Consider the following 24,848-nt stretch of genomic DNA (forward strand, 5'->3'; position numbering starts at 1 on the left):
ACCGGTGTCATAAAGGGTCATCCGGTATTAGCCACGGTTTCCCGCGGTTATCCCAGTCTGATGGGTAGGTTGCCTACGTGTTACTCACCCGTCCGCCGCTCGATCATGGGGAGCAAGCTCCCCAATCTCGCGCTCGACTTGCATGTATTAGGCACGCCGCCAGCGTTCATCCTGAGCCAGGATCAAACTCTCCATAAATGGAAAGCTCTTCTGAGCTCGGTCGATACTGCTGACAGTATCTTGGTTGCGTGTTGTGTTGTTCGCCTCAACTTCTCGTTCCCATATAATAGGAACATTTATCGGAATTAAACGTTGACATATTGTCATTCAGTTTTCAATGTTCTTTTTAAATAAGTAATGGAGCGGGTGATCGGAATCGAACCGACGACATCAGCTTGGAAGGCTGGGGTTATACCACTTAACTACACCCGCATATATTAGATATATTGTGACACCATTTAAAAGTCACTTTGGATTGCTTTAGGAATAATGCGGCTGAGAGGACTTGAACCTCCACGGGATTAACTCCCACTAGGCCCTCAACCTAGCGCGTCTGCCGATTCCGCCACAACCGCGTATCAATAAGCATTTAAAAGTTCTTTTAAACTTTTTCTCTTTTTAGCGACAAGAACCATTGTATAACATACAATTCTTTTTGTCAACAACTTTGTAAAATCATTTTTAAAAGCTGTTTAAAATAAGAAGTGACCCGTACGGGACTCGAACCCGTGTTACCGCCGTGAAAGGGCGGTGTCTTAACCGCTTGACCAACGGGCCATTGATTAATGCAACGTCATTTATATTACAAGGTTATCTATTTAAAGTCAATACATTTTCAATATAATTTTTACAAAAACTTAATATACCTTCTTATTATAAATGGTTGTTCTAGTTTCTTCTTATTATATAGCGAATTTTTTCTCTTTGACTGAAGTTCCCCTTCCTTTTTAATCTTTACTTTTAAATAGTGCATTTCTATTGTTTTTTCCTACCAGTATGTTATTATTTATTTATAATCATTATAAACAAGAGTGTTATACCAATAATTCTTGGAGGGATTTTTTAATGACAAACGACAACACTAACAAGCCAAAAGATGACTTTACCGGAACTCACAGTACCGGCGGTGCTGATGAAGGCGTTCAACAAGGTAAGAATCAGCAGCCTGACCATCTTACTACTCTATTTGGTGCACCGGTGGGTGACCGTGAAAACTCTACAACTGCAGGAGCAAGAGGACCAATGGTCATGCAGGACCCTTATTTCCTCGAGCAGATGGCACACTTCGACCGTGAAGTGATTCCTGAGCGCCGGATGCACGCTAAAGGTTCAGGTGCTTATGGTACGTTTACAGTAACACATGATATTACAAAATATACGAAAGCGAAAATCTTCAGCGAAGTCGGCAAGAAAACTGAAATGTTCGCTCGTTTCTCCACTGTAGCCGGTGAACGCGGTGCTGCAGATGCTGAACGTGACATCCGCGGTTTCGCTCTTAAGTTCTACACAGAGGAAGGTAACTGGGATCTCGTTGGTAACAACACGCCTGTTTTCTTCTTCCGTGACCCTAAACTTTTCGCAAGTCTGAACCACGTTGTCAAACGTGATCCTAAGACAAACATGAAAAACCCGGACAGTAACTGGGACTTCTGGACACTGCTTCCTGAAGCACTGCACCAGGTGACAATCATCATGACAGACCGCGGTATCCCGAAAGGTTTCAGAAACATGCACGGTTTCGGTTCCCACACTTACAGCATGCTTAACGAAGACAACGAGCGCGTATGGGTGAAATTCCACTTCAGAACACAACAGGGTATTGAAAACTATACTGGTGAAGAAGCAGAACAGGTTATCGCGAAAGACCGTGAATCTTCACAGCGTGATCTCTTCAATGCAATTGAAGAAGGCAACTTCCCTAAATGGAAAATGTACATCCAGGTAATGACTGAAGAACAGGCTAAAAATCACTATCATAACCCATTCGACTTAACTAAAGTCTGGTACAAAGATGAGTTCCCGCTTATCCCTGTGGGTGAGTTTGAACTTAACCGCAACCCTGAGAACTACTTTGCAGAAGTTGAACAGGCTGCATTCGCACCGACTAACATCATTCCTGGGCTTGGATTCTCACCAGACAAGATGTTACAGGGTCGTTTGTTCTCTTACGGAGATACACAGAGATACCGCTTAGGTGTCAATCACCAGCAGATTCCTGTCAACTCACCTAAAGGTGCAAAAAACGTCTGCCCATTCAGTCGTGACGGCGCAATGAGAGTTGACGGCAACCTTGGTTCTCACACTAACTATTATCCAAACAGCACTGATCAGTATCAGGATAATCCGAGCGTTAAACAGCCGCCACTTGAAGTTGATGGTCCGGTTTACGAGCACAACTTCCGTGAAGATGACGACAACTATTACGAGCAGCCTGGTAAACTGTTCAGACTGCAGTCTGAAGAGAGCAAGCAGAACCTCTTCAAAAACACTGCAGATGAAGTCGGTGGTGCTTCACTCCGTGTACAACACCGCCACATCTTCAACTGTTATCAGGCAGATCCTGACTACGGTAAAGGTGTAGCTGAAGCACTTGGAATCAATATCGATGATGTTGAATTAGAAGATAAGAGTGTACACCTTTTAGATAAGTAATATTGAAAAAGACAGGTCGTTTGACCTGTCTTTTTTTTGCCGTTTTTACTTTTAACTTAAACGTCTTTCATCGTCAAAGATATTCTTCCTTTTTGCTCATCCACATCAAGTACTTTAACATCAACGATATCGCCGGTTCCTACTACTTCCAGCGGATGCTTGACGAAACGATTCGTCAATTGTGAAATATGAACAAGTCCGTCCTGTTTCACTCCGACATCTACAAACGCACCGAAGTCTGTTACGTTTCTGACAGTCCCGGACAGCTTCATGCCCTCTTTCAAGTCTTCGATTTTCAGCACATTGGATTTCAGCATTGGTGTTTCATAGTCATCTCTGATATCTCTTGTCGGAGATTTTAAACTTTCAACAATATCAGTCAATGTCGGTACACCGACTGATAATTTCCCGGCATACTCTTTGATATTGATACCGTCCAGCTTTTCTTTTATATCTTCTGAACCGATCTGCTCTTTACTTATATCCAGCTGCTTTAAAAATTCTTTTGTCGTTTTGTACTGTTCCGGGTGGATCGGCGTCTGATCCAATAGTTCATCGCCTTCAGGTATTCTCAGGAATCCTATACACTGTTCGTATGTCTTCTTACCGAGTCTCGGTACTTTTTCGATTTCTTTTCTTGTTTTGAATTCTCCATTTTCCACCCGGTAATTTACAATATTCTTACTGATGGACGGTGACAGGCCTGCAACATGTTCAAGCAGTGTGACAGATGCCGTATTCACATTGACACCGACCTGGTTTACGCTGGTTTCCACAACGAAGTTCAGGGAATCCGTCAAATATTTCTGGTTTACATCGTGTTGATACTGTCCGACACCGATGGATTTCGGATCGATTTTAACCAGTTCACTCAGCGGGTCCTGAACACGTCTCGCGATGGATACCGCACTTCTTTCTTCAACATTGAAATCAGGGAATTCATCCCGGGCAATCTGGGAAGCAGAATACACACTCGCCCCCGCTTCATTCACAATGATGAATGGAATATCCAGGTTCTTTTCAGTTAACAGTTCATCGATAAATAACTCCGTTTCCCTTGAAGCTGTCCCGTTCCCTATCGCAATTAAAGAAGCATCATGTTTTTCAATCATTCTCACGACTTCATTTTTCGCCTGCTCTACCCTTGTGTTCGATGTATGAGGGTATATGATGCTCTTATCCATGAATCCGCCATTATCGTTGATGACAGCAAGCTTACATCCGGAGCGGAAAGCAGGGTCGACCCCAAGTATCGTTCTCCCTTTCAGAGGCGGCTGCAGCAGGAGGCGCTTTAAATTCTCTTCAAATATATCAACAGCATGTTCTTCACTGTATTCAGTCAGATCATTTCTGACTTCACGGTCTATTGATGGGAGGATCAGTCTTTTTAAACTGTCGTCTATCGCATTTTCGATATGACCTGCTGTTTTTGAATCCTCTTTGATGACCTGCTTGTAAATATAATTTTTCAGCCGTTCCAGATCATGCTGCAGCTTGACAGTCAGCACTTTAAGTTTCTCTCCACGGTTGATGGCGAGCACGCGGTGCGGCACGATTTTCTTGACCGGTTCTTCATAATCATAGTAGATTTCAAAAATTTTAGTATCATCTTCAGCTTTTTTCTTTTTGGTTGAAGTGATTGAAGAAGTATCCTTGATCACCTTCAATATATAACTTCTGTATTTCGGTTCATCAGATATATTTTCCGCAATGATATCGAGAGCCCCTTCAACAGCATCTTCAGGCGTTTCCACCTCTTCATTTAAAAATTCCCCGGCACGCGTTTCAATATCTTTCTCATTTTGTGTAAAAATAATATCAGCGAGTGGTTCAAGGCCTTTTCTTTTAGCCTCTGTGGCTTTTGTCTTTTTCTTCTGCTTGAACGGGCGGTATAAATCCTCCACCCTGTTTAAAACAGTCTGTTTATTGATATCATTCTTTAGTTCTTCCGTCAGCATTCCCTGCTCATCAATCAGGCGGATGACTTCTTCCTTCCGCTTCATGAGAGATTCCATGTAGTTGAACTCATCGGCAATCTGCTTGATTTCCTCTTCATTCATGCCGCCGGTCATTTCTTTACGGTAACGTGCGATAAACGGCACAGTATTCTTATCCTCTAATAATTCCAATACATTTTTTATATATTTTCCTTTAAATGATGTTGTTTTTTCCAATGCTTTAATCAGACTCTGTGACATAGTTTTTCTCCTAAACATTCAATTTTCTTTTAAAATAAAAACCCTAACCTTATCGGTCAGGGATTATTCATTCTCAACGACTGCCTGGCGCAGTTTATCAATCGCGGTTCTCTGTAATCTGGATACATGCATCTGACTTAGGCCTACACGTTCTCCGGCTTCTTTCTGGCTCAACCCGTCCATAAATGTAAACTGGATGATTTCTCTTTCCCTGTCTGTCAATATAGGCAGGATTTTCTCCAGCATCAGGCGTTTCTCCGCCAGTTCATAATTATCATCCTGGTCGCCCATCACATCCAAGAGCGTCACTTTGGAACTGTCTTTATCCGCTTCCACTGAATGGTCGACTGACAATGCATTGTAGCTCTGACCCATCTCCATCGCTTCAAGTACATCCTCTTCGGTGACTTCAAGGTGTGCAGCAATTTCCTGAATCGTCGGTGAACGTTCAAGTTCTGCCACAAGAGTGTCATTTGCGTTCTTGATTTTAGGCCCTATTTCCTTTATACGTCTCGGTACATGTACACTCCACGTCTTATCACGGAGATATCTCTTTATCTCTCCAACAACTGTCGGCACTAAAAAAGCTTCAAACCGACGCTCAAAAGACGGGTCGAATCTCTTTATCGCACCCAACAGCCCGACCATGCCGACCTGAAACAGGTCTTCATGATGGCTCTGGCCTTTAGAATAACGGTATGCAAGTGATTCAACCAGTTTTTGATAATGTTCGACCAGTCTGGTCTGGGCAGCATCATCTTTGTCCTGCTGGTAGCTTTTAATTAGAAAATTGATGTCTTCTGCCGAATATCCGTTATCTGTTGCTGATTGTTTCCCCATCTGAATGCACCTGGCTTTCATCAATGTACTTAGTCATGCTTATTGTAACACCTGGATCTTTTCTTACAACTATTTCATCCATTAATGTTTCAATTAAGAATAACCCGAGTCCGCCTTCTCTCAAGTAATTGACATTATCATCTTCATTGTATGGTCCCAGTTCAGATTTGATCTGTTCGTAGTCAAAGCTTTGTCCATTATCAGATACTATGATTTCAATCTTATTATTGAAAACGGCAAATCCGACAAGTATATTGCCTGACTGATTATCAGTATAAGCATGTTTTACAGCATTGGTCACCGCCTCGGAAACCGCAATCTTTGCATCTTCAATTTGATCATACGTTGCACCGACACGTGAAAATACTCCGGACAGGGTCAGTCTGATCAGTCCGACATATTCGGCGCTTGAAGGGAATTTCATTTCTATATAATCATATTGATGACTCATCTTATTCCACCTCCGATGATTCATTAATATGCATCAGGTCTCTTAACCCCGTAATTTCAAAAAGTCTTAAAATGCGGTTGGATGCACCTGTCACACGAAGTTCCTTATCATGCTGATTCAGGTCTTTCAGTGTTCCTACAAAAATTCCGAGGCCGGTTGAATCCATATATGATACATCAGTTACATCTATTCTCACATGATGGGTTCCATCCTGTCTGATCGGATCCAGAACCTTCTGCAGTTCCGGAGCGGTATAGACATCCAGTTCCCCGTTCATAGTAATAACGTACTCTTCGCTTTTTTCTTCTGCGCTAATGTTAATATTCATTATGTATATACACTCCTATTAGTTTCTAAACGCAACTGATTTATAATTACCCGCAACAAAACAAGATAAACATGAAAAAGCCATTTATTTTAAATGCTATTCACCGGTATTTTTTAAAATAAACAGAGTCAGGTCATCTTTCTTTTGTGTGTGCTGCATACGTGTGAGTGATTCATAAACATACTGAACTATATCCTGGGGATGATGTTCTTTCGTATCAACAATCATATCTTTGATATCGTCGAGGTCTATAAAGGTGTCATCATGCTTTCTTAGTTCTGTCACGCCATCCGTGCAGACGATCAGCATATCATCTTTGTGAAGTTTCACCTGGCGCTGTTCATATTCAGCTGAATCAGTCACGCCGAGAACGATACCTTTGGCGTCAATTTCTTCAAATTCATTGGTGTCATTTCTGTAGATCAGACCGGGTTCATGCCCTGCTGAAGAAAAGTGCAGCGTATCCGTCTCAATATTGTACAGACCATAAAACATCGTGATGAACATGTTCTGATTTACATTTCGCTCCACCACTCTGTTCAGACTCTTCAATCCTTCACTTGGATTTTTTGTCGCACCCTGGAAATCCATCGAGAATTTGATCATCGACATCGCAATGGCGGCAGGGATGCCTTTACCTATGACATCTGCCACACCGAAACTGAGCAGGTTATTTCTATGGTTGATGATGTTAAAATAGTCTCCGCTCACTTTACTTGCAGGGACCGAGATTGCACCGATTTCCAAGCCGTCCAATACAGGTATCGTCGTCTTCAACATGGTTTCCTGAAGACTCGATGCAACGTCCAATTCCTTATCATGCACTTCAATCTTGGCCAGCATCGCTTTATAGTCACGGTATGTAAAACCGAATGCGATCAGGACTTCCTGCACAATGTGCAGTGACTGACGGATTTTATCACCGTCAGTCACCCGCAGATCATCGAGCAGATCCATATGTAAAGTTACTATTTCTTCAGGGGATGTATCAATCTGAATGACTTTATCGCTGAAAGTATGGCACATTTCCAGGGCCTCATCCTGCTTTTGATCAAACAGATATTTGGACATGATATCTTTGTATTCATTGGCTAATTCATCTACATAAGTCAAACTTTGCACCTCCTGTTGAAATAAAGAGCTTCCTAATCACTCTGACCTATTTCTTTTTCTTCTTTTTCTTTTTGGGATCTAACGCTAGACTCACCTTTAAAGCAGTATCCACCTCTGCCATCTTATCATCTTTCAGATATGTAAGTTTTTCCATCAGACGCTTTTTATCAACGGTTCTGATCTGTTCCAATAAAATGACAGAATCCTTATCCAAGTTATATGTATCCTTTGAAATCTCCACATGTGTAGGTATCTTAGCTTTGTTTATTCTGCCTGTAACAGCAGCAACTATCACAGTCGGGCTGTGATAGTTACCCACATTATTTTGTATTATGACTACAGGCCGCTTTCCACCTTGCTCTGAACCTTCCACCGGTGATAGATCCGCAAGATAAACTTCTCCTCTTTTCATCTATTCACCATCTTTTATATAGTCAAGGTAATCTTCATTGCGTTTATGCGCTTCACATTCTGCTGTGTGAAATTCAGTCACAATGGACAGATTGATATCGCTCATCTCAATATAACCCACTTTAAGTGCCATATCCATGTTGTTTGCATTTGATTGTTCGCTCATATTCATAAGCAAATCACTCCTGGAACGATAATATAGTTATAATTTTACCATGTACAATCACACGTGACTAGCTATTTCAATACCTCATTATACACGAAGTCGACATCTTCACCCTGATAATAACGTGGAATACGTTTCGACAGCAGCGTCAAAGATTCATAAGGTATCGTCTCTGTGTATTCACTGTATATATCCATGGACTGCAATGAGTCCGGGTTTCTGCTTATAAGATATGCCTGATCACCGATTTTGACATCAGCTGGAACTTTGACCATGATGGAATCCATGCACACCCGGCCGACTACGGGACATTGGTGCCCGTTAATCTCAACTTTGGATCCGCTGCGTGCCCTGATGAAACCGTCAGCGTAGCCGATTGGCAATGTTGCGATCGTCTCGTCATCCTGTGCGGTGTAAGTCCGTCCGTAACTCACCGACTCTCCGGGCTTCAGGTTATGCAGTGCAGCCACTTTCGCCGTTAAATCTATCGCGGGTTTCAAGTCGATTGAAGAAGCCGATTTGACGTATGGACTTGGATAATATCCATATAGGGAAATACCGATACGCATCGCATTACAAAAATCGGCATCATAGCATAATGCACCGGCTGAATTCTGAATATGCACATACTCGGGTGTTTCGACCCGGCTGATGATATCCTTGAATGTATCCATCTCCAGCCGGGCAGTGTCATTATCCATGTCAGCCGAGGTCAGATGACTGAAAATCCCTTCATATATAAAGCGGTCGAATGAATTGATCTCTTCTATCATCTCTTTTATTTCCCCGGCATCTTTTGTGCCGTAACGGTTCATACCTGTGTTTACCTTTATATGAATCCACACTTCTTTTTCATATTTGTCATCGACATGAGCCTTGGCACGCTTTACCCAGTCGACCCCCTGCGCGGTGATCGCAATTCTATGCTGCACAGCCTTGTTGATATCTTCGGGACTGATGATGCCCAGTACGAGAATCTTCTCTTTGATGCCGTGCATCCTCAAATCGATTGCTTCATCCAAAGTCGCGACTGCAAAGTAGCCGATGCCCCGTTCAGACAAATAACGTGCGACGGTATTGTTGCCGAGTCCGTAGCCGTCCGCCTTGACAACCGCTATGAACGTTTTATCCGGATGCTTACCCCCGATCATTTTATAGTTATGATGAATCGCTTCTAAATCTACATGTACAAGCGTGTCGCGATAGTATCTCTCACTCACAGAAACTGCCTCCTTATTGTGTTTCCAGAACAACCGTTGCAACAGCGTACTCTTCGGCATGTGAAATGGACACATGTGCACGCCGGTCATCTGCGATTGACGGTTTGCCTTGGCTGTCATTCAAGCATCTGATTTCTTTGAATGCGACGGTTTTACCGATGCCGCTGCCGAGTGCTTTCGAGTACGCTTCCTTGACTGCAAAACGACCTGCCAAAAATTCTGTTTTTCTTTCATCACTTTTTATATTCATATATTTGTCCAGTTCCACGTCCGACAGTATTCTTCTGGCCAGACGGTGATCTTTATTCACCTTTTTGATTCTGCTGATCTCTATAATGTCCGTACCTAATCCTATAATCATGATTCCGACCTCGATTGTTTATTAATGATATCACGTATTGTTGTTCTGAGTGAATCTGCATCCTCTTCCTGAAGTTCAGGTATATAGACTCTTTCTGCCGGAGTCCTTAAGCTGATGCCTTTCAGTTTCATTCTTCTCATGATCGGTCCGACGGTGGTATCGATATTCTGAATCCGGAATATCGGCACTGCTTTCTGCTTTTTAATGAATATCCCTTCATGGACGTGGATTTCATCATCAAAAATACCATACCTGAAAAACTTGTATTTCAACCTCGGCACAAGCCAGATGTCCACAAGCACGATATATAATGTAATCAGCATCAGTGCAAGCGGTACATACCAGGGCAGAAATTCCAGCACCGTCACGGATAATATGAAGACTATGATTGTCAGGAGCAGACATACCGAAGCATAGATACCCGCTTTAATCCTCCACAATCTGATTGCTTTCGGAGAAATCTTCTTCATCATGCCCGCCTCCTTCTTTAATCCAATTCCATATGGTTTCTATATCTTTCCTGTCAATGAACTTCACCGTCGCAGTGGAACCGACGATGCCTGCCGCCGTTGTCACTGAAATGTTTGCAAGTCTTGAACGGATTAAAAATGGATTTTCCAAAATTGCTCCTTCAATCACCTTGTCATGTTTGATGACGAAATGGCTGCGCGTGAAAAAGCTGGTGGTCAGCATATTCACTTCATCATCTTTAATGACATAACCATTGTTTCTGGCGGAATAAATGCCCGCAGTGATGACGATGAAAAGGGCGAAGAGACCAAGTATCCAGGCCCAGCTGAGCCAGAAATACTGTACAATCCCCGTTATCAGCACCAATATCACGGTAGATATTTGGAAATAACGGCGGTAGCCCCTTAAAGGCACGTTGCTTTTCGGTTTGATCACTTCATAGTTCGGCAGGATTTCCTCGACAATGTCATAAAGTACATCTCTTTTTATAAAAGGCATGATTTCCACCATACTGTTATCACCCTCACTTTCGAATGTGTCACTGGTGATGGTGACAGACAGTGAATAATAGCCGATCATACGTCTTAAGATTGAGTCTTTGATGATTATATTCTGCACGCGGTTGATATTGACACTTTTGTGCTTCTTCTCGAGCAGCCCGTACTGTACCGCAAGGTCGTCGTCTTTTTTACTCAATGTATAGTCATAATACTTGATCAGTAAAATGATGACACCGAAAGTATAGCCGACGACGACAAAGAATATCGCCGCGACCGACATCGCAATGATTGTATTTTGAAACAGTCCGCCAAAATAATCAAAGTACCTTTCGATTATGAACTGTGACCCGATAATGTTTAAAATCGCAAAAAGTATCGCCACAAAAGCCCCGAGTGCACCGCTCGTCATGCTCATCAGCAGCAGTTCACCGCGCTTTAACTTATGCAGTGTGACAAAAGTTTTTTTAGGCGTGTCTTTGATTTCTTCGCCGGCATCATGGACACTGGCATCTTTCGGCCACGGACTGGCATCACCGATTTCAACAGTGTCTGCATTTTCCGTGCCCTGTGCAATCCTCTCCTGCTCATCATAGATGATTTCCTGAAGATCTTCTGCCTGTGTCTTTTTCATCGTATCTATCACTATGCCTTCACCAGGCGTGAACACTTCCAGTTTCACCGCCTTGAACAGACGGTGGAAAATCGGTTCGGAAAAATCGATGGACTGGATCCGTTCGATATCAAACTCTTTTTCCCTTCTTGTCAGAACGCCGTCCTTATATATAAACTTGCCATCCTCTATCCAGAACCGGGTGCGGTATTTATTAATAAAATCCAGTCCGCCGAAAATGATTACGAGCAGAAGGAATATGCCCCCGATTCCGAGAAGCCATGGCAGGGATATATTACCGGACATGATCGTCTCCCTCTGGTTGAAAAATACGATAATCAGAGGTATCCATAAGTTTTTCAGCGCATTGGCCACACTTCCCAGGTAGGCAATCGGATGAAGCTTCTGAGGACTATACATCAGAAATCTCCTCCTTTACCAAATCGATGATCTGTCTTTTCAGCTCTCCAGCCTCTTCGACGGCTATCGGCGGCAGGTCTATGCCCATGCTCGCTGTTTTCGCTCGAAGAATCGAAAGGTTGTACCGTCTCGATACAGGGCCGGTGACAAGTTCGACGCCCTGGATCCTTTTGATTGGGATCAAAGTGGTCCTTATTAAAATAAACCCCTTCTTGACGATGATCTGTTCATCGGCCAGTTCATAGCGGGTCACTCTGTAAAATATCTGCGGACGGATAATTACATTGATGATAAATATTAAAACAAATACTCCGGCCGCAATCCAGATGATATAACCCGGCCAGTCAAACCATAAAGCAAGGCCGGTCACCACTGATGCGATGACAAGCCACCAGATCATGTCAATCAGTGCATTCACCCTCAAATAAGGTTTCGCTTTTTCAGATAATCTCTTCATACTTACCTTCCTTTTACAGAGAAGATTTTTATTCTACCTTATCATTATACATTTAATCGTCATTATACTAAATAAAAACATCCACTTTAAGTGGATGCTTTTATCAATTTAATTTATTTTATATGATCTTTGAAAGTGCGGCCGGACTTGTTGCGGCGCGGTCCCTGCTGCTTGCCGCCGCGTCTGCCTTTGTTGTCGTTGCGCTTTTGCGGACGGCCTTTTCTGCCGCCTTTATAGTTCGATGATCTGTTGCCTCTCCGTCCACCGGAACCTTTTTTCGATAACGGCTTTTCAAATGACAGTTGAATATTTTCATCCTGTCTTGAGAACATGAATTCATTCAACATTGCTGAAATGACATTTTCAGCACCGTGTGCTTCGATCAGCTTGTCTGTCATCTCTTTAGTGACTGAACTGGTGTCATTCGCCATCCATTCGGTGATCTTATCGAACACTTCATTCTGCCTCGCCGCTTCAACCTCTTTTTTGTTTGGCGGTCTGAGGGCACGGATGGTTTTCTGCTTTTCATTTTCAATCATTCTTAAATAATCCATTTCAACCGGATTGACGAATGTCAGCGCCATGCCCGAATGACCTGCACGGCCGGTACGGCCGATTCTGTGTGTATAGCTCTCTGCATCCTGAGGGATGTCAAAGTTGTATACATGGGATACACCTGAAATGTCCAGACCCCGTGCTGCCACGTCAGTCGCAACGAGAATGTCCAGTGAGTTGTTCTTGAACTTCTTAAGTACTTCCAGACGTTTCGACTGCGTAATGTCACCGTGCAGTCCTTCAGCACGGTAGCCTTTGGCAATCAGTGCACCTGTCAGTTCATCGACACGGCGCTTCGTACGTCCGAAGACGATTGCAAGTTCCGGCTGGTGCACATCAAGGAAATCAGTGAATATATCCAGTTTTTCCAGTTCTTTGACAATCGTATAGTTCTCATCGATCTGCGGATTGTTCGTTGACTGCTTCATCGTCTTGATGATTTTCGGATCGTCCATGAAACGCGTAACCAGTTCCTGGATCGCACTTGGCATTGTAGCCGAGAACAGCAGCGTCTGACGGTTCTCTGTAGGCAGTTCGGACATGATGAATTTGACATCATCGATAAAGCCCATGTTCATCATCTCATCGGCTTCATCCAGAACCAGCATATTCACCGTCTGCAGTTTTAACGTGCGGCGTTTGATGTGGTCGATGATCCTGCCTGGCGTACCCACTACTATTTCAGGTTTTCTCTTTAATTCTTTAATCTGGCGGTCGATGCTCATGCCGCCGAAAATTACAGATACATGTAATTTTTTATACTTGGAAAATTTGCCTATTTCCTCTGCCACTTGAGCAGCCAGTTCACGGGTCGGTGTCAAAATTATATTCTGGATTCCTTCACCTTTGGTCGTCTTTTCTATAAGCGGAATACCGAACGCACCTGTTTTACCCGTTCCTGTCTGGGCCTGACCAAGTATATCTCGTCCTTCCAATGCAAACGGAATACTTGTTTCTTGTATCGGTGTCGGAGTTTCAAATCCCATATCCTCGAGGGATCTGAGCATTTCCTCACTCACACCTAATTCTTTAAAAAACTTCAACTTTTAGTCTCCTTTGACTCTTTACGTACTTTTTTATTATAACTTCTCTATACTAACACCATTTACACATTAACTCAAGAACTCTTTTTTGTGCCTGCGAATAAAAACCGTTCCGCAACCATATTCAGTGTGTGCTGATGGTTTTCAGTATAGGACATTACATGAGGTGCATCTTCGATAAGCTCCAGGCGGCTGTTCTCAATTTTGTTCGCTGCTTCCACGCTCGACAGATAAGGGACGAGAAGGTCGATTTTTCCATGAACGAGCAATGTTTCCGATTTGATTTTCTCATAATCAGGCATCTTTGCGTCCATGATCATGCGGAATTCATTGAATGCACGGATTGACAGTTTGGGCAGTCTGCTTTTGACGACGTCCATCGTCTTCATCTTCAGATGTTCACCAATCCCTTCAGGCCTGAGGTTCAGACGTGACAGTCTGTTCAGGTGGGTGTACTCGAAAGCCGGGGCGATGAGCAGCAGCTTGTCCACTTTATGGTGTTCTGCTATATGGCTTGCAAACAACCCGCCCATCGAAAAGCCGACAATATACATTCTGTCCACCTTGGCAGAAAGTTCCTGATAGGCTTCAAAAGCTTCATCGTACCAGTCGTCGCCGGTAACGTCCTTGAAATTCAATTCGAATCCGTGACCAGGATAGACCGGAAATTCATATTCAAATTCATATCTTGATTTCAAATATTGAAACAGGGGTTCAAGCTCATATCGGCCGCCGGTGTATCCGTGTAAAAATAAAATACCCAGTTTATCAGAGATGTCCATCCACCCTTTCCATCTCCATACCGCGTGATCCTTTTAACAGCACGACCGTCTCATTATTCAGCATACCCTTTAAATGGCCGCCTAACTCTTCCAGATCATTGAAATGTCTGCTGCTGGCGACCCTCGCTTCTTCACTGATCAGGTTTGAGTGGTCACCATATGTCAATAGTTCAAAATTCTGATCCATCGATGCGATATGCTCTCCGATTGATCTGTGCAGTGTCCCGGTATACTCACCCAGTTCCAAAATGTCACCCAGCACCAGTATTTTTCTGCTGTAATCCATCTCACTCACTGTATTGATGGCACTCTTCATACTTGAAGGACTTGCGTTATAGGCATCATTGATGATCAGTGCACCGCTTTCGTGAAGCGACTGTTCCATGCGCATCGACGATATTTTCAGCTGCTTGAATTTCATGCTGCTCTTCTCCATATCACCGCCGAGTGCTTTTACAGCAAGGAGACTGAGCGCCGCGTTCATCGCATTATGAGTGCCGAGCTGCGGTATATCCACTTTGAAATCCGACATTTCAAACCTTGTGCCGCTCTCTGTCTGGCTGATATTTGAAATCGCGAAAGCATTGTCCGGTGAAATGCCGGCCGTGTACATTTCAAATTGGGGATTATCCTCGGCATCTGTCAAAGCGTTCAATAATGGATAATCTTTTGAACAAATCAGTACCCCGCCATCTTTCAAACCGTCAACGATTTCATATTTGGCTTCAGCAATCTTCTCCCTCGAGCCCAGCTTCTCGATATGGGACTCACCGACATTTGTAATGATTGCGATATCCGGTTTTGTCAGACGGCTTAAGAAATTGATGTCGCCTGTCTGGTCCATGCCCATTTCCAAAATGGATATTTCCGTATCTCTGTCCAATTCCAATATGGTCAGGGGCAGTCCGATTTCATTGTTATAGTTGCCGATTGTTTTTTTGACCTTATAGTCATCAGCAAGCAGACATTCCACCATGTCTTTTGTCGTCGTCTTGCCATTTGAACCGGTGATTGCAATCACCTTCGGATTCACAAGCTGTAAGTACCGTTCTGCTATCATCTGCAGTGCCAGAAGTCCATTCTCCACATGAATCATTGGAAGGGTTTCATCCGTATTTTCAATCGGTGCCTCCGTCAATGCAGCACCCGCGCCTTTTTCAAAAGCGTTGTTTATAAAACGGTGCCCGTCCACATTTTCACCTTTAAATGGAATGAACAGGTTGCCCTCTTCAATTGTTCTGGTGTCTATCGATGCCCCGTTTATGGATGCTCCGGCAATTTCCTCTGCTTTGTCGTTCAAAATTCCGTTGCAATATTGTGCAACATCTTCAATAGATATATTTATCATTTTGCTCCATCCGTTTCGCAGTTATAATAGATTTGTAATAATTTTTACATCTTAAGACTCATATCAGATTATAAAATATAGTATAATGAAAATCACGATTTTATTTTTGGATAGGGTGATATTCTTGGAAAATAATCAAGGATACAAAAGACAGAACTCTAATTTTTTGTCTCGTATTGATTGGATTTTAATAACGTTACTGATTGTCCTTTCATTGATCAGCATATTTACGATCTCCTCTGCGATGACCAGCGGACAATATAATACAGATTTTTCAGTGAGACAAATTTTATTTTATATGTTAGGTTTCATTTCATTGTTCATCGTCACTTTCATACCTGTAAAGCTTTTCAAATCTTATATCTGGGTGTTATACGGTCTCGGGATCTTGAGTCTTGCTGTCCTGTTTTTCGCACCGGCCACCCCGCTGACCCCGATTATAAACGGTGCCCAAAGCTGGTATCAGCTTGGCTTTATCAGCATACAGCCTTCCGAGTTCATGAAGGTCTCGTACATAATGGCACTGGCCTATGTGATACATCAGCATAATAAATATAAGCTTTCTACAGATTTAAGCTCGGATGTGAAGTTACTTTTTAAAATGTTTCTCATATCCATTCTACCAATGTTTTTTATTTTAATGCAAAATGACCTGGGGACGGTCCTTGTTTTAATCGCTATTCTATTCGGCATGATCATCGTTTCCGGCATCAGCTTATGGATCATTCTGCCGACACTCACAATTGCTGCAACAACTGGTGCTGCATTGATACTTGGAATTCTGTACAGGCCGGATCTGCTGCAGACATACCTCGGCGTGCGCCCTTATCAGTTTGAACGCATCTACTCATGGCTGCAGCCGGAGATGTATTCCACCGAAGGCGGCTTCCAGCTGAGCAACTCGATGCGGGCCATCGGTTCGGGTGGTATTGAAGGCAAAGGCTTCGAACAGGGTATCGTCTATATACCGGAGAGTCATACCGACTTCATTTTTACAATCATCGGTGAAGAATTTGGGTTTTTAGGGAGTACACTGGTCATTGTCATCTTCTTTATGCTCATGCTGCATCTCGTGAGAATCGCTCTGACAGTCAATGATTCCTTCTCATCATATTTCATTGTCGGTCTTTTATCTTTGTTGATATTCCACATATTCCAGAACATCGGAATGACTATACAGCTTGTACCGATTACAGGTCTGCCGCTGCCGTTTCTAAGTTATGGAGGCAGTGCCCTGTGGGCGAACATGATCGCCATGGGCGTCGTCATGAGTATATATTTTTATCAATATAAACAGAGAAAATAAAAAAATGCAGTCAGGCTGGGTGCTGACTGCATTTTTAAATATTTTGTTCTTTCAATTTCAATTTCTCGTTAGCAGCAATACGATTCATTATGTCGAACCTTGAGCTCGAAACCTTTACCTTGACCCCGAGTTCATTTAGCAACGTGACGACTTGTTTTACTTTCGTGTTGTCGATTTTATGCATAATGACACTCCTATCTTATTGGTTAATAACATTTTACCACTGTTCACACATAAATATCCATAGGATTTCAATATTAATTATTACGAAATTTTAAAACTTCTAAAAATATTATACAATGGAGATGGAGGTGAAAGACATGACATGGTTATCACTCGAGAATTGGGACTTCAGTATGGTCTTCACCATAGCTACCGCAATTTTATTTCTCGTTAATATATTACTTGCAATCGGTCTTATCTTCTTAGAACGGCGCAGTGCGCAAAGTGTCTGGGCATGGGTTCTTGTTTTATTTTTCATTCCGATCGGCGGTTTTATATTATATATGATTTTCGGACGTACAATATATAACCAGCATATATTCAAGATTGATGAGAAGGACAAGGTCGGTCTGGAACATCTTGTCAAACAGCAGTTGGAGGATATTAAAAATAAACAGTTCAGCTTTGTAAATCCACTGGCAAACAAACATAAAAAGCTCATTCATATGTTGCTTTATAATAACCAGTCATTTTTGACCAATAATAACTCTGTCATGACCTACACTGATATGAATGAAAAGTTCGATCAGATGCTGGAGGATATTGAAAATGCCGAAGACCATATACATTTCCAATACTATATTTTCAGAATGGATGGCATCGGGAAAAAATTATATAATGCACTGCTGAAGAAACAAAAAGAAGGCGTGTCAGTTAAAATCCTATACGATGACATGGGATCGCGTGCATTGAACTTGAGACAGTTCAGGAAAATAAAGTCATACGGCGGTGAAGTGGAAGCTTTCTTCCCCTCCTTTCTGACAATCATCAATCCGAGAGTGAACAACAGGAATCACCGTAAAATTGTTGTCATCGATGGAAAAATCGGTTATATCGGAGGATCCAATGTCGGGGATGAGTATATCGGGAACAGTAAAAAATTCGGCAACTGGAGAGACACCCATCTCAGAATCCAGGGAAATGCAGTCAAATCACTGCAGCTGAGATTCATGCTGGACTGGAACTCCCATGCGACACGTAACAACATGGTATATTCCGACCGTTTTTTCCCTGCCAATTACCATGACGGCGACAGATATGTACAGATCGCCTCCAGCGGTCCGGATGAAGTGTGGCAGCAGATCAAGTACGGGTACTTGAAAATGATATATAATGCCAAACACAATATCTACATCCAGACGCCCTATTTCATACCCGATCAATCTGTCATGGAAGCACTCAGGATTGCCATCCTGAGCGGCGTCAAAGTTCACCTGATGATCCCGAATATGCCGGACCATCCTTTCGTCTACTGGGCAACCTACTCAAATTCAGGCTCGCTTGTCAAAATGGGCGCCAAAGTCCACATTTATGAAAAGGGCTTTCTCCACCAGAAAGTCGTGATGATTGATGATGAAGTCGTGAGCATCGGTACAACGAATATCGATAACAGGAGCTTCCTGTTAAACTTTGAAGTGAATGCATTCATCTACAGTAAGCGCGAAGCTGAAAAACAGCGTGATATTTATGAGATGGATGTTGAAAACAGCAGTCTCCTAACCGAAGAAAGATATGACGCGAGAGGTAAATGGATCAAACTGAAAGAAGCTGTGGCAAACCTTATTTCTCCAATATTATAAAAAGAAAAAAGCGATTGAGCGGATGTATGAATCCGCTCAATCGCTTTTAACGTTATTTCTTTTTACGCTTCTTTTTATTTTTAGGCATCAGTTTTGCGTTTTTAAGACGACGTTCTTTTTCTGCCTGTTCACGCTCATGTGCTTCGATGATCGGAGCCATTTCTGCATGGACTTTCTTCTTCCAGAAAGTATTACCTGCCCACGTCTGGAATATAAGGAAAATACCGCCGACAGCCCAGTATAGAGGAAGAGCTGCAGGAGAAATAAATGAAATCCAAATAATCATCAGTGGTGAAATATACATGAACAACTTCATCTGTTTACGCTGTTCTTCTGAAACAAACTGCATGGATACATAAGCCTGTACAAAATAGACAATACCTGCGATCGCAGTCATCAGGAGGTCCGTCTGAGTCAGGTTCATCCACAGGAAGTTCGGATATTCAGTAATACCTCCATCCGAAGGGTAACGAAGTGCAAAGAAAAGTGCCATGATGACCGGCATCTGCAGAAGAATCGGCAGACAGCCCATGTTCAGCGGGTTGATACCGTGCTTCTTGTAAAGACCCATCATTTCCTGCTGGGCTTCCATCTTCTCTTCCTGAGTCGTTGCCACTTTAACCTTCTTCTGGATAGCTTCCATTTCAGGCTTGACTATCTTCATTTTTTCACGCATCATCATCTGGTTCTTATATGTATTCATCATGAATGGGAAAATAATAAGACGTACAATCAATGTGATAACGATGATTGCCAGACCATAGTTATTACCTAAGTTATCACCTAAAAAGTGTAAAAAGTTATCCATCGGCTGGACAAAAGTATTGAAGAAGAAACCGTCCCTGTTCTCTTCCTGAGAGTAGTCACACCCCGCCAGGAACAGCACGAGACCCATCATCCCAGCCAGTAGCCATTTTTTATTCATTCTTTCACCTCAAAAATTTATCTCACATGACTAAAATTGTATCATAAATCACTATGTAACAAAATAAATATTGTGCCGATAATGCGAAAGTTTCATGACGATGGACCAAATCGTCTCAAGGAGTTGTTGGATTTACCCGATTCGACAGGTGCCAATCTTTATTTCGCATGAAATAAATGTTTTCACACTACATCGTGTGGTTTCTGCATTCGATTTCGCACGATCTCATTCTGTTGATGCTACGTCGTGTGGTTTCTTCACTCGATTTCGCACGATTTAAGATTTTCAACCAACATCTTGCGAAATTCACCTTTATTTTATAAGTTGAGCTCTATACTCTTCGCCTTTTTATGTTTTCTAATACAACTTTCAGAAATGGAATAGTCCGCGTATTTGCAAATAACAGTTGGGGTCATTTTCCAGTTGCGATTAAGAATTGTTAATTCGTAAATCAACCGTTTCAAAATTGTTAAAGTCGTCTTCTTCACTTGACATTTATTACATCTGAAATATCGAAGACTGATCTTCTCAAACCTCTCCCCACAATCTTCACAAAAAACCCCGGCTTTCAGTTCTTCAAATAAAACGCCGACTTCTCCCTGATACTGAGATTCCGGCAGCCGCCTCGATTCCAGGCGTGCTCTCAATTCTGAATGGTCATACCGGTTTTCGAGCAGAGCTTTCTTCAATTTTTTCTGCATATTGCTTCTGACAATAATCTCAGGATGTTCCGGAAGGTTATAGATTGTCTGGTGCGGGTTGATGAATACAACCGTACTGAAGATTTTTATATCAAAACCAAAATCTTCAACAAGTTCCATCAATTCTTTCTGCTGCCGTCTGACCTGGACAAGCGGGTCCGAAAATTTTCTGCCATTCATGTAAGTCCAGTGACCATCATCATATTTCAAATCGAAATTATAGTTCTTCACCTCAAAAGTGATTATCCTGTCCCCTGCAATAACTATATTATCAATTTGAATTTCTCTATCAATACTGCTTTCTGATTTGGTGGAATCGGAAATCACCTTGCCAACTTTAAAACAATAATCCTTTATATGAATAAAACCCACATCGCCGAACTCATCTTCCAATATCTTATCAAATGCAAGCTCCCCTTCGTAACCCCTCCTCAAATTCTCCAGTTCCACCAGATCTGCTGACGGCAGATCGTATCTATACGTCAATATTTCCAATTGTTCATGCCTACGTGATTTCTCCCTCACTTAAGACAGCCCCTTTCTGCAATAAAGTCCCCCTTCCATAATAATATGATTTTAAATTGTCTACATATGACAGCAATTTGATTTCTGTTTAAAAAATCTGCAGTTTTCAGCTTTTTGCATTTAAAAACGTACATATATCAAAAATCCGCATTCAGAATCACGAAATCTGTAAATAACTAAAAAAAGTATGGACAGGTATCCCTGTCCATACTTCTTCTCTTAAAATCTATATTTATTACAGTCTTGAACCACATACAGGCCAAGGCTGTGAACCTCTGTCATTATAAAGCTGCTGAGCTCTTTGAGTCTGTTCAGCTGCTGATGCCTGTGATGCAACACCAGAACCGCCTACTGACTGCCAAGTTTGAGCGTCAAACTGGTAAAGACCATGGTAAAGGCCGTTGCTGCTCACGATGTTAGGGTCTCCGCCTGATTCACAAGCTGCAAGTGCACCCCAGTTTAAGCCACTGTTATTGCTTGGAGCTGCTGATTGGTTCTGTGTTTGAACTTCTTGCTGTTCTTGCTGCTGTTGCTGTGCTTGTTGCTCCTGCTGAGCTGCTTCTTGAGCTGCTGCTTCTTCAGCTGCCGCCTGCTCTGCCGCTGCCTGTTCCGCTGCCTGCTGGTCATAGTTATTGTTGTTTTCTTCTACAACTTCTTCTTCAACCGGAGCTTCTTGTACTACAGGCTGTTCTTCAACTTCTTCTTCCTGAACAACAGGTTCTTCAACCACTTCTGGTGCAGCTACTTGTACTTCTTCAGATACTGCGTCTTTAGAAACGATTAGTTCATTTCCTGCAACGATCAGGTCTGATGACAAGTTATTCAGATCCATCAGTTCTTTTACAGTCAAGTCGAATTCGACCGCGATTTCAAATAAAGTATCGCCAGGCTGGATAACATAAACACCATCTTCAGTTTCTTCAACATCTTCAGAAACATCGCCTGTTACCTGAAGAACTTGTCCTGGAAGGATCAGATCTGATGATAAATCGTTGGCTTCTTTTAATGCACTGACTGTTGTATCATTAATTGCTGCGATTTCTGATAAAGTTTCTCCTGATTCAACTTTATGATCTTGTTCTGAAGCTTCCGCGTTAGCTGCCAATACTGTCGAAAATGCAACTGCTGTACCTACTGATAATAATTTTTTCATTATAAATTTCCTCCTGAGTTTTACCTATAGATTTAAAAAGTTTTTATCTGTTTTTTTATCTGTTGTTGTTTCATTTAGGTTTGCTTGATCACTAAATAGAACTATAACAGATAAATATATTTCATAGGTTACAGAGAGATAAAATGTAAAGGCCACTTTTACAGTTATGTTACAGAAAGATTTCCTTTGCATTCTGAATATTTCAGGAGGGCTTAAATATATGTAATTAGTTACTTATAAATGTGCATATTTTACTAAGTAAAACCTCTAAACGCTGTTAAATCAATACTTTTAAATTATAAGATTGCTTTTGAGCAAATCACTCTGAAATCTGAAAACTGTAACATACAGATATGATTTGTAACAAAGAAATTTAAAAAAATCTTTACAAATGCCAAAAAAGTATTGCCTGATGTAATTACGCAGATAAAACATCAGGCAAGACCGTGTGTGTGAGTTTTGAAATTAAGGATACAAGAGTGGTTTGTAATCAATTTATTTTATGCATGTGCTTTCTCTTCTAAATCTTTACTGTCTTCTTCATTATCAATCTCATTGGATATGTCCTCAGCATGTTCATTATCTTTAATCATACTTCTCAATATTTCAACGTGCTTATCAGATTCCGTTGTATTAAGCTCTTCTTCATCTGCTATTCCTGAATTGCTGTTTACTATCGTAAGTATTCGTTCCTCTCCAACAAAATCGTAACGATTGTAATTTTTGACTGCTTCATTGATCAATTCATTCGGATTTTTAATATTGGGACTGTTATGCAGTTTTTCCGGCATGAATTTTACGCTTTCCGCCCAGACTTCCATGCGGTATTCCCTTGTGCCATCTTCAGCCGTATGCATCATCGTCGCAAGCTGGCCGCTGACACATAACATCTGTCCTTCTCTGGCACTGTCCAGTAAGTTGGGTATTGCCTTCCCAAATCCTTTGCAGTAGATGAAATGTACTTCATGATCCCTTTTCTGATCTTTAGGTATACGTATTGTTGCCAATATGAATGAATTGACATTTGTATTATTGCTTTGTTTAATCGAAACATTTCTGACGAGCTCTCCGACAAGCACCACTTTGTTTAACATCTGATCCACCCCCTTCCATGTTCATAGCTTAAATCCAGCTAGAATATTCTGCAAATGACAACAATTTAATTTCTGCAGCAAATACTATACAATAAAGAAAGAACTGTATTTAAAAATGCACAGAATTTTAAAATCTGCTGACAGTTTTACAAAAACTGTAGTTTTTGAAAAAAATGAGGGGGATTTCATGAAATCATTTAAAATTGTGGATATAAAGATGCAGCATGAAAATAATTACATTATTTTAGATCTGCTTGACGGAATCATCATCAATAAGGAAGCAGACAAAGATTCATGGATAGTCGAGGTTGCAATTTCAGGGGATTTCAAAGATATTCTGGAAGAGTTTGTCGGCACTGAGGTAACTTTACTGATAAGAATCACGAGAACTTCCAACCAGCCTGCATTATTTGAAGGTAAATTTTTAGAAATGAACTCTATCAACTCAGGTATTTCACTTTTATTCATCGGTGATATCATACAGCAGGATCCGAATTATGCTGAAAACCTGCTGGAAAAACTTATGGAGGAGAATTATGAAGGTGATGCTTTGTTAAATGAATTCAAAGCGCGTATGGATTCCAAAGACGACATAAAAACATCCGATTGATCACTGATCAATCGGATGTTTTATCCTGTATGGCAAATGTGATTTCACATTTACATGCGACTTCACCATCGACTAAAGCCACGGCATTACCTTTGCCTATAGGACCTTTCATTTTCGTAATTTCCACCGTCAGCTCCAATGTATCACCAGGAGTGACCTGTTTTCTGAACTTACATTTATCAATACCGGCAAAAAATGCAAGCTTTCCTTTGAATTCCGGCTGCTGCAATAATGCAACGCCGCCCACCTGTGCAAGAGCTTCTACTATGAGCACTCCGGGCATGACTGCGTATTCGGGAAAATGGCCCGGAAAAAACGGTTCATTTCCTGACACTTGTTTAATGCCTGTACATTTCACCCCGGGTTCGATTTCTGTTACACGGTCAATCAATAAAAACGGCGGTCTGTGTGGAATGATTGCTTTAATCTGATCATAAGTAAGCATATTTTATACCTCTGAATCAATTTCATAATTGCTCTTTTTAAAAATACAAAGACCTACAGAATTCCTAAAATGTATTTTAAAAAACAGAAATCATGCAGCTTGTTGCTGAATGAATTGAGCATCGATGCGGTCTGCAGCCAACTTGGATGCATTGTAAACAAGTGTCACCATGTCAAAATGAATTTTTGCGCGTTTTCCGGTACGATATCGAACATTGTTCAGTTGAAAGAATTCCTTAAGGTATGCATTGACTCTTTCTACCGCAGTACGGCGTTTGAAAATGTTTTTCCATGCTAGAGACCCACGGGCTGGTGCGGAATATTTCCTGAGATCTGTTGTTATTTTCATTTTGAAAACTTTT

At 41.7% G+C, this 24,848-nt stretch carries 26 protein-coding genes, 3 tRNA genes and 1 rRNA gene; 4 read left to right on the forward strand and 26 right to left on the reverse strand.

Annotated elements, in window-relative coordinates; translation table 11 throughout:
* The 4 genes from BLR15_RS11590 to BLR15_RS11605 all read right to left on the reverse strand — a co-directional run.
* A 16S ribosomal RNA gene (locus BLR15_RS11590) occupies positions 1-198 on the reverse strand; the annotation flags it as partial.
* 160 nt (positions 199-358) lie between these two features.
* A tRNA-Gly gene (locus BLR15_RS11595) sits at positions 359-432 on the reverse strand.
* A 58-nt stretch (positions 433-490) separates the two neighbouring features.
* Positions 491-575: transfer RNA gene (locus BLR15_RS11600), tRNA-Leu, on the reverse strand.
* Positions 576-705: 130 nt separating this feature from the next.
* A tRNA-Glu gene (locus BLR15_RS11605) sits at positions 706-777 on the reverse strand.
* A 288-nt stretch (positions 778-1,065) separates the two neighbouring features.
* Here BLR15_RS11605 and BLR15_RS11610 point away from each other — a divergent pair.
* Positions 1,066-2,652: a catalase gene (locus tag BLR15_RS11610; protein ID WP_092987701.1), complete on the forward strand. Its 1,587-nt coding sequence runs from the start codon at positions 1,066-1,068 to the stop codon at positions 2,650-2,652.
* A 56-nt stretch (positions 2,653-2,708) separates the two neighbouring features.
* Here the strand turns inward: BLR15_RS11610 and BLR15_RS11615 are convergent, their stop codons facing one another.
* The 15 genes from BLR15_RS11615 to BLR15_RS11680 all read right to left on the reverse strand — a co-directional run bounded on the left by BLR15_RS11615 (position 2,709) and on the right by BLR15_RS11680 (position 15,926).
* Positions 2,709-4,850, reverse strand: a complete 2,142-nt coding sequence (locus BLR15_RS11615) for a Tex family protein (RefSeq protein ID WP_092987703.1) — start codon at positions 4,848-4,850, stop codon at positions 2,709-2,711.
* Positions 4,851-4,913: 63 nt separating this feature from the next.
* Positions 4,914-5,690, reverse strand: coding sequence for an RNA polymerase sigma factor SigB (sigB, locus tag BLR15_RS11620; RefSeq protein ID WP_092987705.1), 777 nt, complete (start codon positions 5,688-5,690; stop codon positions 4,914-4,916).
* The gene (gene rsbW / locus BLR15_RS11625) at positions 5,665-6,141 is read right to left on the reverse strand and encodes an anti-sigma B factor RsbW (RefSeq protein WP_092987707.1); all 477 of its coding nucleotides are present in this window, start codon (positions 6,139-6,141) and stop codon (positions 5,665-5,667) included. The genes sigB and rsbW overlap by 26 nt, the downstream gene beginning before the upstream one ends.
* A gap of 1 nt (position 6,142) precedes the next feature.
* Positions 6,143-6,469, reverse strand: a complete 327-nt coding sequence (locus BLR15_RS11630; protein WP_092987716.1) for an anti-sigma factor antagonist — start codon at positions 6,467-6,469, stop codon at positions 6,143-6,145.
* Between the two features lie 96 nt (positions 6,470-6,565).
* Complete coding sequence (locus BLR15_RS11635) at positions 6,566-7,582, reverse strand: SpoIIE family protein phosphatase (protein WP_281182395.1); 1,017 nt, start codon at positions 7,580-7,582, stop codon at positions 6,566-6,568.
* A 46-nt stretch (positions 7,583-7,628) separates the two neighbouring features.
* A complete protein-coding gene (locus tag BLR15_RS11640) occupies positions 7,629-7,994 on the reverse strand; it encodes a type II toxin-antitoxin system PemK/MazF family toxin (RefSeq protein ID WP_052254746.1) in 366 nt (121 codons plus the stop codon).
* On the reverse strand, positions 7,995-8,165 hold the full coding sequence (locus BLR15_RS14100; RefSeq protein WP_176754153.1) for a hypothetical protein: 171 nt from the start codon (positions 8,163-8,165) through the stop codon (positions 7,995-7,997).
* A gap of 65 nt (positions 8,166-8,230) precedes the next feature.
* The gene (gene alr, locus BLR15_RS11645; protein ID WP_092987718.1) at positions 8,231-9,379 is read right to left on the reverse strand and encodes an alanine racemase; all 1,149 of its coding nucleotides are present in this window, start codon (positions 9,377-9,379) and stop codon (positions 8,231-8,233) included.
* A 13-nt stretch (positions 9,380-9,392) separates the two neighbouring features.
* Entirely contained in the window at positions 9,393-9,740 is a 348-nt protein-coding gene (acpS, locus tag BLR15_RS11650) for a holo-ACP synthase (protein WP_092987720.1), read from the reverse strand.
* Positions 9,737-10,210 carry a PH domain-containing protein gene (locus tag BLR15_RS11655; protein ID WP_092987722.1) on the reverse strand — a complete coding sequence of 158 codons (474 nt, stop codon included), beginning with the start codon at positions 10,208-10,210 and terminating at the stop codon, positions 9,737-9,739. Before BLR15_RS11655 ends, acpS begins: the two co-directional genes overlap by 4 nt.
* Positions 10,167-11,741 (reverse strand): PH domain-containing protein, encoded by a 1,575-nt coding sequence (locus tag BLR15_RS11660; RefSeq protein ID WP_092987724.1) that lies wholly within the window; start codon positions 11,739-11,741, stop codon positions 10,167-10,169. Before BLR15_RS11660 ends, BLR15_RS11655 begins: the two co-directional genes overlap by 44 nt.
* Positions 11,734-12,198, reverse strand: coding sequence for a PH domain-containing protein (locus BLR15_RS11665; RefSeq protein ID WP_092987726.1), 465 nt, complete (start codon positions 12,196-12,198; stop codon positions 11,734-11,736). The genes BLR15_RS11660 and BLR15_RS11665 overlap by 8 nt, the downstream gene beginning before the upstream one ends.
* Positions 12,199-12,311: 113 nt before the next feature.
* Positions 12,312-13,796 carry a DEAD/DEAH box helicase gene (locus BLR15_RS11670; protein WP_092987728.1) on the reverse strand — a complete coding sequence of 495 codons (1,485 nt, stop codon included), beginning with the start codon at positions 13,794-13,796 and terminating at the stop codon, positions 12,312-12,314.
* A gap of 74 nt (positions 13,797-13,870) precedes the next feature.
* A complete protein-coding gene (locus BLR15_RS11675; RefSeq protein ID WP_092987730.1) occupies positions 13,871-14,578 on the reverse strand; it encodes an alpha/beta hydrolase in 708 nt (235 codons plus the stop codon).
* A complete protein-coding gene (locus BLR15_RS11680) occupies positions 14,565-15,926 on the reverse strand; it encodes a UDP-N-acetylmuramoyl-tripeptide--D-alanyl-D-alanine ligase (RefSeq protein ID WP_092987732.1) in 1,362 nt (453 codons plus the stop codon). The genes BLR15_RS11675 and BLR15_RS11680 overlap by 14 nt, the downstream gene beginning before the upstream one ends.
* 85 nt (positions 15,927-16,011) lie before the next feature.
* Between BLR15_RS11680 and BLR15_RS11685 the strand changes: the two genes are divergently transcribed.
* Positions 16,012-17,232 (forward strand): FtsW/RodA/SpoVE family cell cycle protein, encoded by a 1,221-nt coding sequence (locus tag BLR15_RS11685; protein ID WP_092987734.1) that lies wholly within the window; start codon positions 16,012-16,014, stop codon positions 17,230-17,232.
* 34 nt (positions 17,233-17,266) lie between these two features.
* Here the strand turns inward: BLR15_RS11685 and BLR15_RS14105 are convergent, their stop codons facing one another.
* The gene (locus BLR15_RS14105; RefSeq protein WP_176754154.1) at positions 17,267-17,416 is read right to left on the reverse strand and encodes an Lmo0850 family protein; all 150 of its coding nucleotides are present in this window, start codon (positions 17,414-17,416) and stop codon (positions 17,267-17,269) included.
* Positions 17,417-17,552: 136 nt separating this feature from the next.
* On the opposite strand from BLR15_RS14105, the gene cls reads away from it, so the two are divergent.
* Positions 17,553-19,034, forward strand: a complete 1,482-nt coding sequence (cls, locus tag BLR15_RS11690) for a cardiolipin synthase (protein WP_092987736.1) — start codon at positions 17,553-17,555, stop codon at positions 19,032-19,034.
* A gap of 52 nt (positions 19,035-19,086) precedes the next feature.
* On the opposite strand, the gene yidC is transcribed toward cls, so the two are convergent.
* The 4 genes from yidC to BLR15_RS11710 form a co-directional block, all read right to left on the reverse strand.
* A complete protein-coding gene (gene yidC, locus BLR15_RS11695) occupies positions 19,087-19,959 on the reverse strand; it encodes a membrane protein insertase YidC (RefSeq protein ID WP_092987738.1) in 873 nt (290 codons plus the stop codon).
* 317 nt (positions 19,960-20,276) lie between these two features.
* Positions 20,277-21,185, reverse strand: coding sequence for a nuclease-related domain-containing protein (locus tag BLR15_RS11700; protein ID WP_092987740.1), 909 nt, complete (start codon positions 21,183-21,185; stop codon positions 20,277-20,279).
* A 235-nt stretch (positions 21,186-21,420) separates the two neighbouring features.
* Positions 21,421-22,338 (reverse strand): LysM peptidoglycan-binding domain-containing protein, encoded by a 918-nt coding sequence (locus BLR15_RS11705; protein ID WP_092987742.1) that lies wholly within the window; start codon positions 22,336-22,338, stop codon positions 21,421-21,423.
* 500 nt (positions 22,339-22,838) lie between these two features.
* Positions 22,839-23,432, reverse strand: coding sequence for a single-stranded DNA-binding protein (locus BLR15_RS11710; RefSeq protein WP_092987744.1), 594 nt, complete (start codon positions 23,430-23,432; stop codon positions 22,839-22,841).
* Positions 23,433-23,619: 187 nt separating this feature from the next.
* Between BLR15_RS11710 and BLR15_RS11715 the strand changes: the two genes are divergently transcribed.
* Entirely contained in the window at positions 23,620-24,042 is a 423-nt protein-coding gene (locus BLR15_RS11715; RefSeq protein ID WP_092987746.1) for a YwpF family protein, read from the forward strand.
* A gap of 7 nt (positions 24,043-24,049) precedes the next feature.
* Here the strand turns inward: BLR15_RS11715 and fabZ are convergent, their stop codons facing one another.
* Both fabZ and BLR15_RS11725 read right to left on the reverse strand, forming a co-directional pair.
* Positions 24,050-24,487: a 3-hydroxyacyl-ACP dehydratase FabZ gene (gene fabZ, locus BLR15_RS11720; protein WP_092987748.1), complete on the reverse strand. Its 438-nt coding sequence runs from the start codon at positions 24,485-24,487 to the stop codon at positions 24,050-24,052.
* Positions 24,488-24,577: 90 nt separating this feature from the next.
* Positions 24,578-24,848 (reverse strand): transposase (locus BLR15_RS11725; RefSeq protein ID WP_143003974.1); only part of this gene is annotated, 271 nt, incomplete at its 5' end.

The sequence above is a fragment of the Lacicoccus qingdaonensis genome (genome assembly GCF_900101075.1).
GTDB classification, from domain to species: Bacteria; Bacillota; Bacilli; order Staphylococcales; family Salinicoccaceae; genus Lacicoccus; species Lacicoccus qingdaonensis.